We start from the raw sequence: 15,487 nt of genomic DNA, 5'->3' as shown, positions 1-15,487 counted from the left end.
CACAGGGTGCGCTCCCACAAGAGAGGGCGATGGTTATTGGATGGTCCAGGACTCGATCGACAGCCGCACCGAACTGGTCGGGTTGCTGGCGAAGACCTTGGTAGGCAGGGCCGGCTCGCGCTTGTTGTCCCAGCCGGGGTAGGCCACGGTCCAGCCGTCCTGGGTCAGGGTCTTCGGGAGGCCGTCGTCGCCGAATTTCAGCTCGGCCGGACCGCTGTCGGCGCGGGTGCCCAGCACCCAGGCGCGCAGGTCATGGAACGGCACCTGCCAGCCCAGCGCGTTCTGCACCAGCGACTCCACGTCAGGACTGCGCTGTGGACCGCCATCGAGGCCTTCCAGCACCGCACTCACCGGCGTCACCGTCAGCTTGAAGCTCTTGCTGCCAACCGGGCCCCGCACCACGAATTCGTAATTGTCGCCGTTCTGCGTCCAGGTCAGCGTGCCGCTGCCACCCTCTTTCTTGCCATTGACCTCGCCGGACACGCCGATCTTGCCTTGCAGGACCCAATGATCGGTCTTCTCCAAGAGATGCTCGCGGGCACGCTGCTCGTTGAGCAGCACCGCGTAATCGGCCTGGGGTTGCGGACGGATGGCTTCCTTATGGACGCAGGCGGCCAGCAGCAGCGGCAAGGCTGCCGCGAGGAGTCGAATAGGAAGCTTCATGGATTGAGGCGCTTGAGGGTGTTGTGGAGGTTGATGCTTTGCGGGTCGATCTTACGCACTTCGTCGAAGACGCGGCGCGCGTCTTCCTGGCGCCCCTGTTTCCACAGCACTTCGCCCAGATGCACGCCGACGTCCGCGTCCTTGTGCGCCGTCCAGGCGCCGCGGAGCGTGGTTTCGGCCAGGTCCAGATGCCCCAGCCGGTACTGCAGCCAGCCCCAGGAATCGAGGATGGCCGGGTCGTCCGGACGTGCTGCACGGGCCTGCTCGATCAGGCGCTGGGCCTCGGGAAGATCGCGGTTGGCGTCAGCCAGCGTGTAGCCGAGTGCATTGGTGGCATCGGTGTCGTCAGGCTTGAGCTGAAGCAGATGACGGAAATCATTGACCGCCTGGTCGGTCTGGCCGGCGGAGGCATAGGCCAGCCCGCGGCCATACAGCAGGCCCGGATCATCCGGCGTCACCTGCAGCGCCCGGCTGAAAGCGCGCTCGGCCTGGCTGTACTGCTGTTCGTCCATATACAGCTCGGCATCTACCTCGTAGGCGCGGCGCAGCATGGCCGGCTGGTCGAGGTAGTCGGTCTGCATCTGCGCGAGCTGCTCGTGCGCTTCGGCGCTGCGGCCCAGATCCTGCAGCAGCACGGCGCTGCGCAGGTCGGCATCGAAGGCGTGATCGTCATCGTCGGCGACCTGGTCGTACCACTTCAGCGCCTCATCTTTCTTGTCGAGCATCTCGGCCATCTGGCCCAGCAGGTAGGCGCTGCCCTGTCGCACGTCGTCCGGCGAGTGCTGCAGCTGGGTATACAGGCGATTGATGGTCTTGGTGTCGTGGGCGCGTGCGGCAAAGGCGGCGCGCATGGCGTAGGTGTCGGCGTCCTGCGGGCCACTGTCGAGCATGTGCGCGGCGGCGGCGTAATCACCGCCCTGCCCCAGCAGGGTCGCGTAGGCGAGACGTAGCTGGGTGTTCTTCGGGTCCTTGGCCAGCGCCTTGTCGAACAAGGCCTTGGCGCCGTTCTTGTCGCCGTCGTGGTACCGCATCTGGCCAAGCCAGGCATAGGTCTCGGCGGTGCCGAACCGCTTTACGGCGGCCTCGGCGATCTGCAGCGCATACGCATGACGGCCCAGCTTGTCGCCCAGTTCGCTCATCGCAAGCCAGGCCTGCGGGTCGTTGGGCAGGCGTTGCGGGGTGGCCACGGCCTCCAGCAACTGGGCGGATTGGGCGGCGTCGCGGCCGCTGACCAGTACCCGTCCGAACTGCCGCCATGCATCCGGATCGCCGGTATTGACCAGGATTTCCAGCTGACGGCGTGCCTCCTGGGTATCGCCCTGACTCAGTGCCAGCTGGGCGCGCGCCTGGGCCAAAGGCGCCGGCTTGCCGCCGAGGGCCTGCCAGCGGGCTATCGCCGCGTTGGCGCTATCGGTGTCACGCACCGCGATCGCCAGCGCAGCCGCCTGCTCAGCCACTTTGGGATCGAGCGACAACTGCGAGGCGCGGCTGTAGGCCGCCGACGCCGCCTTGAGATCGGTGCGGGTGAGCGCCATCTCGCCAGCAAGCAGCTGGGCCATCAGGTCGTGATCCTCATCGGGCACCGCGACCACCAGTCGACCCAGCGGCTGCTTGTCGTTGGCCAGCGAACGTCCCGACGAACCTGAGACGGTGGCGCACCCGGCCAGGGCCAGCGCCGCCAGACCGCCGACCGCAAAATGCCGCAGTTGCTTGAACTTGGACCACCTGCTCAGCACACTATTCTCCGCTCATCCGTCCGTGACACGGCCGTATCCACAATGTAGAACGGTCGTTGCTAACCGCTAGTTTACGCCGGATGCCCTTCGCCTCGAATCGCCCTGAACCATGAAGCTCATCGCCTTAGGGCTCAACCACCTCACCGCGCCGGTCAATTTGCGCGAACAAGTGGCATTCGATGCGGAGGCCGCCGGTGTGGCCCTGCAGGCGCTCGCCCGCGAGCCCGGCGTGGAAGAGGCGATGATCCTCTCCACCTGCAACCGTACCGAGCTTTATGTGAGCGTTTCGGCAGGAGCCGAGGACGTTCCGCAGGCATGGCTGAGCCGACACCACCATCTGACTGCGGGCAAGCTGGACGAGTTCCTCTATCGTCATGACGAAGATGAAGCCGTGCGCCACATGTTCCGTGTGGCGACCGGACTGGACTCGATGGTGCTGGGCGAACCGCAGATTCTTGGGCAGGTGAAGGACGCCTACCAGCAGGCGCGCGATGCGCAGGCCCTGCGCGCACCGATGGAGCGCCTGCTGCAGCACACCTTTGCCGTCGCCAAGCGCGTGCGTACCGATACGCGCATCGGCGCGCACACCGTGTCGGTGGCGTTCACCGCGGTGCGCCTGGCCGAACAGGTGTTTACCGATCTTCGTCAGGCCTGCGTGTTGCTGATCGGCGCGGGCGACACCATCGAACTGGCGGCACGCCATCTGGTGGACAAGCAGGTGCGCCGGCTCATCGTGGCCAACCGCACGCTGGAAAACGCGCAGGAACTGGCGACCCGCTATGGCGGTTATGCCATTGCGCTGAGCGACCTGCCGCAGCACCTGGCGGAAGCGGACATCGTGATCAGCTCCACCGCGGCCCGCCAGCCGATCGTGACGCGCAGCATGGTGGAGAAGGCCGTGACGGCCCGCCGCCGCAAGCCGATGTTCATGGTGGACATTGCCGTGCCGCGCGACATCGAAGCGGCGGTCGGCGAACTGGACGACGTCTTCCTCTACGGCATCGACGACCTGCGCCAGGTGATCGACGACAACCGCCGCTCGCGTGAAGCCGCCGCGCGCGAAGCCGACGCCATCATCGACCTGCAAGTGGAACGATACATGGCATGGCGTCGCGCGCTGTCGCTGCGCAACCCGGCGGTGGATCTGCGCCAGCATGCGGAAGGCTATCGCGACGAAGTGCTGGAAAAAGCACGCGCCATGATTGCGCGCGGCAAGTCGCCCGACGAAGCGCTGGCCTACCTGGCCAATACGCTGACCAACAAATTGCTGCACCACCCCAGCGCGCGCCTGCGCGAGGCAGCCCTCAGCGGCGACATGGACCTGCTGCATGCAGCCGGCCGTCTTTATGGCATTACGGAGAAGCCTGAGGTCAACGAAGAGTAGCGGGCCCCGAGAAAATCCAAGGGTCACCTCGCTGTTTCTCGTCCCTCACCTCTTCGCGTGCCTCCGCCATGACTCCTTCGATCCGCCGCAAACTCGAATCCCTCGCCGAACGCCATGAAGAAATCGGACTGCTGCTCGCGCAGCCCGATGTGCAGGCGGACAACAACCGCTTCCGCGAACTGTCGCGCGAATACGCGCAGCTCGAACCGGTGACGAACTCGCTGCGCGAACACGATGGCGCCGAGCGGGAGCTCAGCGAAACGCGTGCGATGCTGGACGATCCCGAGCTGCGCGAGATGGCCAGGGACGATATCGGCCGTCTCGAACAACGCCTGGCCGAACTCGACGACGAGCTGCAGATCCTGCTGCTGCCGAAAGATCCGCGCGACGAGGCCAACCTGTTCTTGGAAGTGCGCGCCGGCACCGGTGGCGACGAGGCGGCGATCTTCGCCGGCGACCTGTTCCGCATGTATACGCGTTACGCCGAGCGTCGCCGCTGGCATGTCGAAATATTGAGCGAGAACCACGGCGAGCACGGCGGGTACAAGGAAGTGGTCGCGCGCATCGAGGGCAAGGGCGCGTATTCGCGGCTGAAGTTCGAATCGGGCACGCATCGCGTGCAGCGCGTGCCGGAAACCGAATCGCAGGGGCGCATCCACACCTCGGCGGCGACGGTGGCGATCCTGCCGGAGATGGACGATATCGACGAGATCGAGATCAGTCCGTCCGACATCAAGACCGATACGTTCCGCGCCTCGGGCGCGGGCGGACAGCACGTCAACAAGACCGATTCGGCCATTCGCATCACCCACCTGCCCACCGGCATCGTGGTGGAGTGCCAGGACGAGCGCAGCCAGCACAAGAACCGCGCGCGAGCCATGAGCCTGCTGAAGGCCCGCCTGCTGGATGACGAGCGCAGCAAGCAGGCCGCGGTGCAGGCCGAGTCGCGCCGGCTGCAGGTGGGTTCCGGCGACCGCAGCCAACGCATCCGCACCTATAACTTCCCGCAGGGCCGCATCACCGACCATCGCATCAACCTCACGCTCTACCGTCTTCCGGAAGTGCTGCAGGGCGATATGGACGAGCTGGTGGATACGCTGACCCGCGAAAACCAGGCCGACGAATTGAAGGCGCTCACCGCCGGCTGAGCGGCCGACCCGTACGTACGGATTGGCAGCCATGCCCACCCTGCGTTAGTTTGGCGGGATGACTGACCTCTTTACCCCCTCTTCTCAGGTGCTCGCTCAGCAGATTGTCCAATTGCTCGAGCGCGGTGCGTTCCATGATGGCGAACAGGCTGCCGCCGAGGCGTGCGCGCAGTATCCCGACGACGGCGAACTGGCGCGCCTGCGCGGCGTGGCCCTGCTCCAGCTGCAGCGGCCGGCCGATGCCGTGAAAATACTGGAGCAGGCGGCCCAGCTGGCGCCGCAAAGCGTGGAAGTGCAGTGCAACCTCGGCAGCGCCCAGCTCGCCAATGGCGACGCCGACGGCGCCATCGAGCACCTGCGCGCCGCCCTGCGCCAGTCGCCCGGCCACCCGGCCATCCTGTTGACCCTGGGCAACGCCTTGATGGCGGCCGCCCGCTTCCAGCACGCCCGCGAGTCCTATGCCATGGGCACCCATGGCGCGCCGGCCCATCCGGGCCTGCGCCTCAACCTCGCGGCGGCCGAGCTGGAGCTGGGCAACATCGACCAGGCCAAGACGCATACCGACGAAGCCTTGCAGCTGCATCCTCGTTTCGACGCTGCCTATGCCTTGCGCGGCCGCATCCTGCAGACCCAGGGCAGCGGCGCCGAGGCGACCAAGGCGTGGCTGACGGCCGAACGCATTTCGCCGCGCAATCCGCAGTACCCGTTCGCTGCCGGCCAGGTGATGGAGGACAGCGGCGAACTGGCTGCGGCCGCGCAGGCCTACGAGCGCGCGCTTCAACTCAATCCGAACGACGGCCGCACGCTCAGCCAATTGCTGTTCCTGCGCCGCCGCCTGTGCGACTGGCATGACCTGGACGAACTGAGCCAGCGGCTGCAGCAGGCGATTGCCGACGAAACCGCCGTGGTCAGCCCCTTTGTCACGCTGTCCGAAGACATCGATTCCGAGCTGCAGCTGAAGGCCGCCAAGGCGTTTGCCGCCGTGGTCGAGCAGCAGCTTGCCGCGCTGCGCAAGCAGCAGGACTTCAGCCATGCCAAGCCGGCGCCGGACAGTCCGGTGCGCGTCGGTTTCGTGGCCGACGGCTTCAACGATCACGCCACCGGCTTGCTGGTGGTGGCCATGTTCGAGGCGCTCGCCAACGACGACGACCTGGATCTGCACCTGTTCGCCACCACGCGCGACGATGGCGGCTCGATCCGCCGCCGCCTCGCTGCCGCGACCACCATGCACGACGTCTCGGCGCTCAATGCCGCGCAGGTCGCGCAGCGCATCCACGACACCGGCGTGGAAGTACTGGTCGACCTCAATGGTTACTCGGGGCGCGACAACGCCGAACTTTTTGCCCTGCGCCCCGCGCCCATCCAGGTGAACTGGCTGGCTTATGCGGGCAGCATGGGTGCCCCGTGGATGGATTACCTGGTGGCCGACAAGGTCATCGTGCCGGACGATCAGCGCGCCACGGTAAGCGAAAAACTGCTGCGCCTGCCGCGTTGCTACCAGCCCAACGACAACACCCGCGAGGTGGCGCAACCGCCATCGCGCGCCGAGTGCGGCCTGCCCGAGCAGGGAACGGTGTTTGTCTGCTTCAACAACAGCTACAAGATCAATCCCGCCTCGTTTGCCCGCATGATGCTGGTGCTGCAGCAGGTGCCGGACAGCGTGCTGTGGCTGCTCAGCGGCGTGGATGGCGCCGACGACCGCCTGCGCGCCGCCGCCAGCGCGGCCGGCATCGCGCCGGAGCGGCTGGTCTTCCTGCCGCGCATGCCGCATCAGGACTATCTCTCGCGCTACGTCCATGCGGATCTGTTCCTCGACACCCTGCCCTACAACGCGCATACCACCGCCTCCGATGCACTGTGGGCCGGCTGCCCCGTGCTCACCTGCACGGGACGCACCTTCGCTGGACGGGTCGCCACCAGCCTGCTGCAGCAGCTGGGATTGCCCGAGCTGATCTGCGAGGACGAAGAAGCCTTCATCGCCATGGCGACCCAGCTTGGCAACGATCGCGAGGCGCTGCGCACGCTGCGCCAGCACCTGTCGCAGCAGCGCACGCAGAGCTCGCTGTTCGACATGCAGGGATTCGCCAGCGACTTCCGACGTGCCGTGCAGGCGATGAGTGCGCGCTACCGCATTGGACGCAAGCCGGCCGATCTGGATCTGTAAGCGCGGGCGGCGGCAGGGTTGGGGCGGCTTCTTCACTCCGTCCTTGCCCTGACTGGGGAAAATGCCAAGGGTCTTTACCCAAGGAGTCGCACCATGGGCAAGAAGAAACAGACCTATCGCCACGCCATGGCCGAGCTGCAGCTGGAGCTCGCTGGCCTGCATCGATGGTTGCAGCGTAGCGGCCACCGGCTGGTGGTGATTTTCGAAGGGCGCGACGCAGCCGGCAAAGGCGGCACCATCAAGGCCATCACCGAGTCCATGGATACGCGCGGCTATCACATTGCGGCGCTGGCCAAGCCTACCGAGGTCGAGTCGTCCCAATGGTATTTCCAGCGCTATGTGGAGCATCTCCCCAGCGCCGGCGAAATCGTGCTGTTCGATCGCAGCTGGTACAACCGCGCGGTGATCGAACCGGCCATGGGCTTTTGCAGCAAGGCCCAGTACAAGGCCTTCATGGCCGCCGTCCCTGCGTTTGAAAAATTGCTCAGCGACGACGGCATCATCCTGCTCAAGTACTGGCTTGCAGTGGATCAGGAGGAGCAGGAAGAACGCTTCGACGAACGCGCCAAGGATCCGCTCAAGCGCTGGAAGCTCTCTTCCACCGACCTTGCCTCGCGCGATAAGTACGAGGAAATCGGCCACCTGCGCGACCTGATGATCGAACGCACCAGTCGACCGCATGCACCATGGTTCGTGGTCGACTTCAATGATCAGAAGCGCGGACGCGTGAACCTGATCCGGCACCTGCTGGAACAGGTGCCGCGCAGCGAAGAGACCATCCCCGAACCCAAGATGCCCAAGCTCAAGGGCAAGCCCAAGGACGAGCAGGTCACGCGCAAGGCGGAATGGGTGCCCGACACGTTCGGCGAGTGAGGCTCAGCCCGCCGCCGCACGCCGCATCTCGCCCAGGTCCAGCTTCTTCATGCCCATGATGGCCGCATGGACGCGTGCCACGCTGGCAGCGTCACCACCGGTCAGCAGCTGCATCATCTCGTCGGGCACCACCTGCCAGGACAGGCCGAAGCGATCCTTGAGCCAGCCGCACTGGCCATTCTTGTCGGCCGCGCCCGCCAGCAGGCCATCCCAGTACTGATCGATCTCTTCCTGCGAGCGGCAGTGCACGACCAGCGACACCGCCTCGTTGAAGCGAAACACGGGGCCGCCGTTCAAGGCTGTGATGTTCTGGCCATCGAGTTCGAAATCCACTGTCATCACCGAGCCCTCGGTGCAGCCGGACGCTGCGGCGCTTGCCGCTGTGTAGCGGGTGGTCATGAGGATGCGCGAATTGGGAAAAATCGACACGTAGAACTGCGCCGCTTCTTCGGCCTGATGATCGAACCACAGGAACGGCGTGATGCGCTGGAATCGCGTGGACATGCGGCAGTCTCCTTGGTGAAGGACGGCAAGAGGTCGGCCTTATGAGGAAGACGAATAAGGTCGGCCGGTTTCGACACGCCGCCTACTCCCCTACGACCCATGTCGCTGCCGCGTGAACGGGGGCGCCGTGCCAGCGGTTCAAGCTTTGAGCTGCCAAGCCGATAAGACGACTGCCTGAACTCCAGGCACGCGCAGCGGGAGTGCGTCTATGCCAGGAACAGGCCGGGGGGCCGAGCTGGGCAAAGGGGATAGTGCGGCCGATATCGTGTGGCCGTTCGTGATGGTTGTCGTGGTGATGATCGGATTGTGCGTCGCCAGCCTGGACCTCCTGTCGGCGGCGCGCGCCTTCGTGGGCGGCGAAAGTCGCTGGTCCAAGGCCCAGAAGATCGCTGTTTCCAGCCTTCAGCACTATCTGTCCAGCCATGACGAGGCCGATTACCGGCAGTTTCTCGACGCCATCGACGTACCCCTGGGCGATCGCGCGGGACGCGAGGAACTCGATCGCACGTGGCCCGATATGACCGTCGTCGCCGCCGGCTTTCGCCGCGGCGGCACACCGGAAGACGATATTCCCGGCATGGCTCGCCTGTACCGTTATTTTCACGGCGTGGGCAGCATTCGCCGTGCGGTCGATGTATGGGTGGAGGCCGATCGCTCCATCGATCAACTGCTCGCCCTGGGCACCGATGCGCATCGGCGCATCAACACCGACCAGGGATCTGCCGCGTGGGCAGCAGCGGCCAGCGCACATTTGCGCCGCATTGATGAACGCCTCACGCCGTTGGAATACGCCTTCTCAGACGCGCTGGGCAACGCCTCGCGCGAGACCTCCAACCTGTTGCGAGTATGGCTCTGCCTCGCCGCGGCCGTGATGGTGCTGGTTGCCACACGGCGCGCGCGGCGCCTGCTCGATGATCGTGTGCGCGTCGCCGATGAACTGCGCGCCAGCGAAGATCGCTTTCAGCTTGCGGTGGCCGGCAGCAACGATGGCCTGTGGGACTGGGATCGCACCACCGGTCACATCTACCTGTCCCCTCGCCTGCGGCAGATGCTCGGACTCAACGTCACGGACGATGGCGCCGCCACCTCGGTGTTCCTTTGCATCCATCCGCAGGATCGTCGTCGCGTGATGCGCGCGGTGGCCGCCCACGTGTGGCGCAATCACCCGCTGAACGTGGAATTTCGGGTGCCGCAACGCCATGGCGCACCCCGCTGGTTTCATGCGCGAGGCGCCTCGTCCCGCGACGCGACCGGCAGCTCGCGGCGCATGGCCGGCTCAGTCACCGAGATCACGGAACGACGCAAAGCCGATGCCATGCTGTATGCGGCAAAGGAACGTGCCGAAGTCACCCTGCAGTCGATCGGCGATGCGGTTATCACCACGGATGCCAGGGGTTGCATCGCCTTTCTCAATCCCAGCGCCGAACGCCTCACGCGCTGGAGCACCGATCATGCCCGCGGCCTGGCGGTGGGCGCCATCTGCCAGCTGGTCGAAGAGACCAGCGGCGTGTCCATCGCCGACCCCGTCATGCAGGTGCTGCAAGGACAGCCGGCCTGGAGCCAGCACGACAAGCTCGTCCTGATGCATGCAGGGGGATCAACCACGGCAGTCGACCTGACGGCCACTCCTATCCGCGATCGCAACGGCAATATGGACGGCGTCGTGCTGGTGATGCGCGACGTGAGCCGCGACCGCGAACACGCGGCCCAGCTGAGCTACCAGGCCAGCCACGACGTGCTCACCGGCCTGATCAACCGTCGCGAATTTGAACGCCGTCTTGCGCGCGCCACGACGGCCGCCGAGAGCAACGGGCGCTCATTCACTGTGCTGTATCTGGATCTGGATCAGTTCAAGGTGGTCAATGACACCTGCAGTCATGCGGCGGGCGATGAATTGCTGCGCCAGATCGGCGCGCTATTCATCGGCCACGTGCGCGCCACCGATGCCGTGGCGCGACTGGGCGGCGACGAGTTCGTGGTGCTGCTGGAAGACTGCGATGCGGACGCCGCATTGAACATGGCGGAGAGCCTGCGGGTGGCGATCGGCGATCTGCATTTCGCGTTCGGTGAGCGCAGTTTCGCCACCACCGCAAGCATCGGCCTGGTCAGCCTGAGCGCCGACCAGCGCCTGCCCCGCGAAGACATCCTCGGCGCAGCCGATGCCGCCTGCCATCTGGCCAAGGAGAAAGGCCGCAACCGCGTGCAGACCTATCATCTGGACGACGACGAAGTTGCCGTGCGCCAGACCGAGATGTGCTGGGTGAGCCGCATCCAGGCCGCGTTGGCGAGTCACCGCTTTCGACTCTACGCACAGGACATCGTCGACCTGCGTCGCCATAGCCCGCATCGCCACGTGGAACTGCTGCTGCGCATGGTGGGCGAAGACGGCCAGCTGATCCCGCCGCGCGCCTTCATTCCCGCGGCCGAGCGCTACGGCCTGATGCCGTCCATCGATCGCTGGGTCGTGCAGTCGGCATTTGCCGCGCTACGCGATGCCACGGATCGCGGACTGCCCGATATTCCATCGCAATGCGCCATCAATCTTTCGGGCACATCGCTGTGCGAGGACGGCTTTGCCGTGTTCCTGCGCCAGCAATTCATCGCCTTCGATATTGCACCCTCGTCGATCTGTTTCGAGATCACCGAAACGGCCGCCATTTCGAGTTTGTCGCGCGCCACCGCCTTCATCCACGAGATGCGGGCGCTGGGCTGCTACTTCTCGCTCGATGATTTTGGCGCCGGCATGTCCTCGTTCACCTATCTCAAGCATCTGCCCGTCGACTTCGTGAAGATCGAGGGCAGCTTTGTCAAAGACATGATCGACGACCCGATCGACCACGCGATGGTCGAGGCGATCAACAATATCGGTCATGTCACCGGCAAGCAGACGATTGCCGAATGCGTCGGCACGCCGGAACTGCTCGCAGCCGTGCACCGGCTCGGCATCGATTTTGCGCAGGGCTTCGTGCTGTCCGTGCCGCGCCCGTTTCTGCAGGAGAGCGGAGTCGCGCCTACCGCGTTCAACGCGTGAGCGATCAGCGCGTGCGGAAGCCTTCGATGTCCAGTTCCTCGCAGGCTTCGCGAATGACTTCGTCGACCTGCGCGCTGGACGGGCCTTGCCACAGCCATCGCTCCAGTTTTTCGATGCACGGTGGCGCGCCGATGGCGACCACTTCGACGCGCCCGTCCTCCAGATTCCTGGCGTAGCCGGACAAGCCGAGCGCCATCGCCTGTTCGCGGGTGCTGGCGCGATAGAACACGCCCTGCACCCGACCTTTGACGAAGAAGCGCACGGCCGCCATGGTCATTTACCCAGGTTGATGGCCTGGCCCAGCGAGGCTTCGTTGACGGTGCCGACGAAACGCTTGGCGACCTTGCCGTCCGGACCGATCAGCCACGTCGTGGGCAGGCCGCGCGGCTCATCGAAATCCTTCAGCGGCTTGTCCATGGTGACCTGGGCCACCGGGTAGCTCACCGGATGCTTGGCGATGAACGCCTTGATGTCGGCCGGGTCGCTATCGTCGTACGCCAGGCCAATGGCGCTGACCTTGTCCTTGTGCACGCTGACGAACTTGGAAATGTCCGGCATCTCCTTGATGCACGGCACGCACCAGGTGGCCCAGTAATTGACGATCACCCACTTGCCGCGCTGGGAAGCCAGATCGTAGGGCTTGCCGTCGAGTGTGGTCAGCTTGATCGAGGGCTGCTCGGGCATGGCGGCATGCGCCGCGCCCGCCATGGCCAGCAAGCCACCCATGACGGCGAGCGTTTTCAACAACTTCATCGCGATGTGTCCTTGGATAAATTCGAGGCCGATTGGCCCAGCGGATAAGCATGGTGCAATGAGGTGTGCAGCACGCCTTCCAGCGATTGCGCCGCCTCATCGAGTAACGCTAGTAAGTGCGCGGGCAGGCGCAAATCGTTCACGCTCGCTTCCTGGGCCGGATGCAATGGCACGCGGTAGCTGCAATGAGCATATACGCGCATCAGGTCAGTGCTGTCGAGACTGTGCGTGAGCAGCCAGCCGGCGCCCACTTCGCCCTGGATCAGTTTCGCGCGCTGCAGGTCGCCGAAATAATTCACGATGGAGGAGCGATGCAGCCGCGGCTCACAGGCGCGCACCGTATCGGGATTGATCTTGCGCCCTTCCCGCTGCGCCTCGATGAAATGTCCCAGCACCACCAGCAGGCCCAGGAAGGCCGCTTGTTCGGGAAGAAATTGCGAAGGCGGCAGATAATCGAAAGCAGACACGGCCGCCGCAATCGACGCGCAAAGGATCACGATCACCCACGAGAGGTAGATCCACAGCAGGAAGATCGGCAGCGCCGCCAGTACGCCATACACCTGTTGATAGGTGTGCGCGTGATGGATGAAGCGCGCGAAACCCCAGCGCGCCAGTTCGAACAAGATCGCGCCCATCAGGGCGCCAATGGCAGCATTGCGCCAATGCACGCGGCGGTTGGGCACCACCATGTAGATCAACATCAGGGTGAGGAAGGTGACTACGAAGGGCAACACCGCCACCACTCGTACCTTCAGGTTGAGCGTGTTCGCGGCATCGCTGAGCATGGGCAACGCGGTAGCAAACGACGCCACCGCAATGCCGCCGACGATCAGGATCGGGCCCAGTGTCAGCGCGGCCCAGTAAAGCAGCAGGCGCGATACCCAGCCGCGTTGTCGCTGCACGCGCCAGATGCGGTTCATGCGGTCTTCGACGCTGACCATCATCGACAACGCACTGAAGAACATCACCAGCACGCTGATGCCAGTGAGCTGGCTGGCGTTGTTGGCGAAACCGTCCAGGTATTCCTGCACGCGTACGCCGGCGGCCGGCATGAAATTGTCGAAGGCGAAACTGATCAGCGTGCTGCGTGCGTCGGCAAAGGCGGGAAAGGCCGCAAAGATCGCCAGCGATGCCACGATCAAGGGCACCAGCGATACCAGGGTGGTGTAGGACAGTGCGCCGGCGGTCTCGAAGCACTTGTCGTCGATGAACCGCTGCCACAGGAACCGGCTGAAGCTCCGCAAGCGGTCGCGATCGAAACGCAAGGCCATGGTGACTCCTTTCAACGTCGAACGCTCTATGGTGGCGCGATCGCTCATGCAGGTGCGTGAACAAGGCGGCAACAGGGGCTTGAACGCCCGTTACACTAACCGATCGAGACACTCACGCCCAACGCCATGAGCCAAGACATCCTGGTCCTCTACTACAGCCGCTCCGGCCACACCGCCCAGCTCGCGCGACTGATCGCGCGTGGCGTGGAGGAGATTCCCGGCATGCGCGCCCGGCTACGCCAGGTGCCGCCGGTGGCGCCCGTCACCGAACTGGCGCAGCCGCCGGAGCCGGAGGAAGGCGCACCGTACGTGACCCGCGACGACCTGGCCGAATGCGCCGGCCTTGCGCTGGGCAGCCCGACCCGCTTCGGCAACATGGCCGCACCGCTGAAGTACTTCCTCGACTCCACCGGCGCGGAATGGGCCAGCGGCGTGCTCGCCGGCAAGCCTGCCGCCGTCTTCACCGCGACCAGCACCATGCATGGCGGCCAGGAATCCACCCTGCTCAGCATGGCCCTGCCCCTGCTCCACCACGGCATGCTGCTGGTGGGCCTGCCGTACACCGAGCCCGCACTCACCTCCACCCAGAGCGGCGGTACGCCCTACGGTGCGAGCCACGTGTCCGGCGCCAAGGGCGACAACGCCATCAGCGAACACGAACGCGAACTCGCCCGCGCACTGGGACGCCGCCTGGCGGATGTGGCGCGGCGCCTGGGCTCGGCTGCATGACGACGCCGCTGACTGCCAACTATCGCGTGGGCCTGGTCGCCTGGGCTGCGCTCACGCTGCTCCAGTTGGTGTGGCATGGCTGGCTGTTTCCGGCGCAGAGCATGCCGCCGATGCTGGTGCTCGCCATCACGGTGATCCCCTTGCTGCTGCCGCTGCTCGCTGTTGGCGACGTGCGTCGCGCCTTGCTGTGGGTCGGGATTCTCAGCCTGTTCTATTTCTGCCATGGCGTGAGTGAGGCCTGGAGTGCGCCTGGGGAGCGTTGGCTGGGATGGCTGGAGATCGTGTTTACGTTGACGTTGATTGGGGTGTTGGGGGCGGGGGTGAAGAGGCGGCGGTCGGCGTAAGTACGCGCGCCTTGTCTTCCGTTTGAGCCTGCCTCTGCTTGGCTTGTCGTCCCGCCGGACGCCGGAGGCACCTTTCCACAGCCGAATGGCTGGTCACCCCGATTCGCCAGTCTCCGCTTGGCGCGGCTGCGCGATCTGGCTCGCCTGCCGCGGGCGTTCGTGCCGCTGCCGCCGCTCGAGTTACTTTTCTTTGCTTGCCCACGCATGCGCAGGAGCGCGTGCGAACGGTGAAGCCAGCCCCAAGGGCGGGGGGCAGGATGCCAGGAGTGAAGAAAAGTAGGCAAAAGAAACGGCACCCCGGATGGCACGCCTTCCGGACCTGTGGCCCTCCATGTGCGCGGTCGGGTTGCGCGGCATCGCCGGGCGTGTTTTTTGTAGGAGCGCACTTGTGCGCGACCAGCCGACGGAGCGGTACATCCAGGTGGTGCGGTCGCGCACAAGTGCGCTCCTACAAGGRGGRCGCAGGTCCGTGGATGGCGGATCAATCTTGCCGGTCGGCTCGTCTGTGGGAGCGCACCCTGTGCGCGACAAACCTACGGAGCGGTACACCSCAGCGTGGCTGTCGCGCACAGGGTGCGCTCCCACAGACAAGCGGGCGTTGGAGAGAAAATGAGCGATGCCCAAAGCCGATGCGAAGCGAGGCCCCGCTYTAAGTCCTCAGCGATTCGGGCGCGTTGCGCAGCGCTTTGAACTACCCCCTGTGTACCCTCGGAGGTTGTCCCACCACGACGCACCTCAAGCGTTCGGGCTTATCCCAACACGATGCTGCGGGCGTTATCAGGCCATTTTCTTTGGGTTACTTTCGACGCGAAGCTAGTCCCGTGGGATCTTTTGGGCCAGCAAAAGAAAAGTGACTCGAGCGGCGGCAGCCGATCGAAACGCCCGCC

The 15,487-nt window shown here is 65.1% G+C and carries 13 protein-coding genes; 7 read left to right on the top strand and 6 right to left on the bottom strand.

The annotated features are described in order from the left end of the window. Positions 1–33: 33 nt before the first annotated feature. Positions 34–663, bottom strand: coding sequence for a lipoprotein insertase outer membrane protein LolB (gene lolB, locus AC1DKY_RS20140; protein ID WP_441605569.1), 630 nt, complete (start codon positions 661–663; stop codon positions 34–36). After that, positions 660–2,399 (bottom strand): tetratricopeptide repeat protein, encoded by a 1,740-nt coding sequence (locus AC1DKY_RS20135; RefSeq protein WP_441605570.1) that lies wholly within the window; start codon positions 2,397–2,399, stop codon positions 660–662. The genes lolB and AC1DKY_RS20135 overlap by 4 nt, the downstream gene beginning before the upstream one ends. A gap of 109 nt (positions 2,400–2,508) precedes the next feature. Between AC1DKY_RS20135 and hemA the strand changes: the two genes are divergently transcribed. The 4 genes from hemA (at position 2,509) to ppk2 (ending at position 7,968) form a co-directional block, all read left to right on the top strand. Continuing rightward, positions 2,509–3,783 carry a glutamyl-tRNA reductase gene (hemA, locus tag AC1DKY_RS20130; protein WP_441605571.1) on the top strand — a complete coding sequence of 425 codons (1,275 nt, stop codon included), beginning with the start codon at positions 2,509–2,511 and terminating at the stop codon, positions 3,781–3,783. 68 nt (positions 3,784–3,851) lie between these two features. Then, on the top strand, positions 3,852–4,931 hold the full coding sequence (gene prfA / locus AC1DKY_RS20125; protein ID WP_441605572.1) for a peptide chain release factor 1: 1,080 nt from the start codon (positions 3,852–3,854) through the stop codon (positions 4,929–4,931). Positions 4,932–4,989: 58 nt separating this feature from the next. Continuing rightward, positions 4,990–7,095, top strand: a complete 2,106-nt coding sequence (locus AC1DKY_RS20120; protein ID WP_441605573.1) for an O-linked N-acetylglucosamine transferase, SPINDLY family protein — start codon at positions 4,990–4,992, stop codon at positions 7,093–7,095. Between the two features lie 93 nt (positions 7,096–7,188). Next, positions 7,189–7,968: a polyphosphate kinase 2 gene (gene ppk2, locus AC1DKY_RS20115; protein WP_441605574.1), complete on the top strand. Its 780-nt coding sequence runs from the start codon at positions 7,189–7,191 to the stop codon at positions 7,966–7,968. A gap of 3 nt (positions 7,969–7,971) precedes the next feature. Here the strand turns inward: ppk2 and AC1DKY_RS20110 are convergent, their stop codons facing one another. Next, entirely contained in the window at positions 7,972–8,472 is a 501-nt protein-coding gene (locus AC1DKY_RS20110; RefSeq protein WP_441605575.1) for a VOC family protein, read from the bottom strand. Positions 8,473–8,680: 208 nt separating this feature from the next. On the opposite strand from AC1DKY_RS20110, the gene AC1DKY_RS20105 reads away from it, so the two are divergent. Then, positions 8,681–11,503, top strand: a complete 2,823-nt coding sequence (locus AC1DKY_RS20105; RefSeq protein ID WP_441605576.1) for an EAL domain-containing protein — start codon at positions 8,681–8,683, stop codon at positions 11,501–11,503. A 4-nt stretch (positions 11,504–11,507) separates the two neighbouring features. Here AC1DKY_RS20105 and AC1DKY_RS20100 read toward each other — a convergent pair whose 3' ends face one another. The 3 genes from AC1DKY_RS20100 to AC1DKY_RS20090 are packed head-to-tail and all read right to left on the bottom strand — an operon-like array spanning position 11,508 to position 13,527. After that, the gene (locus tag AC1DKY_RS20100; RefSeq protein WP_441605577.1) at positions 11,508–11,774 is read right to left on the bottom strand and encodes an acylphosphatase; all 267 of its coding nucleotides are present in this window, start codon (positions 11,772–11,774) and stop codon (positions 11,508–11,510) included. A gap of 2 nt (positions 11,775–11,776) precedes the next feature. Then, positions 11,777–12,256, bottom strand: a complete 480-nt coding sequence (locus tag AC1DKY_RS20095) for a TlpA family protein disulfide reductase (RefSeq protein WP_441605578.1) — start codon at positions 12,254–12,256, stop codon at positions 11,777–11,779. Next, positions 12,253–13,527, bottom strand: a complete 1,275-nt coding sequence (locus AC1DKY_RS20090) for a YihY family inner membrane protein (RefSeq protein ID WP_441605579.1) — start codon at positions 13,525–13,527, stop codon at positions 12,253–12,255. Before AC1DKY_RS20090 ends, AC1DKY_RS20095 begins: the two co-directional genes overlap by 4 nt. A gap of 126 nt (positions 13,528–13,653) precedes the next feature. On the opposite strand from AC1DKY_RS20090, the gene wrbA reads away from it, so the two are divergent. Together wrbA and AC1DKY_RS20080 are read left to right on the top strand one after the other, a co-directional pair. Then, positions 13,654–14,256 (top strand): NAD(P)H:quinone oxidoreductase, encoded by a 603-nt coding sequence (wrbA, locus tag AC1DKY_RS20085; protein ID WP_441605580.1) that lies wholly within the window; start codon positions 13,654–13,656, stop codon positions 14,254–14,256. Continuing rightward, the gene (locus AC1DKY_RS20080) at positions 14,253–14,600 is read left to right on the top strand and encodes a DUF2069 domain-containing protein (protein WP_441605581.1); all 348 of its coding nucleotides are present in this window, start codon (positions 14,253–14,255) and stop codon (positions 14,598–14,600) included. Before wrbA ends, AC1DKY_RS20080 begins: the two co-directional genes overlap by 4 nt. Positions 14,601–15,487: the final 887 nt, after the last annotated feature.

The sequence above is a fragment of the Dyella sp. 01N448 genome, assembly GCF_056399225.1.
This window is presented reverse-complemented; position numbering and strand designations above follow the sequence as displayed.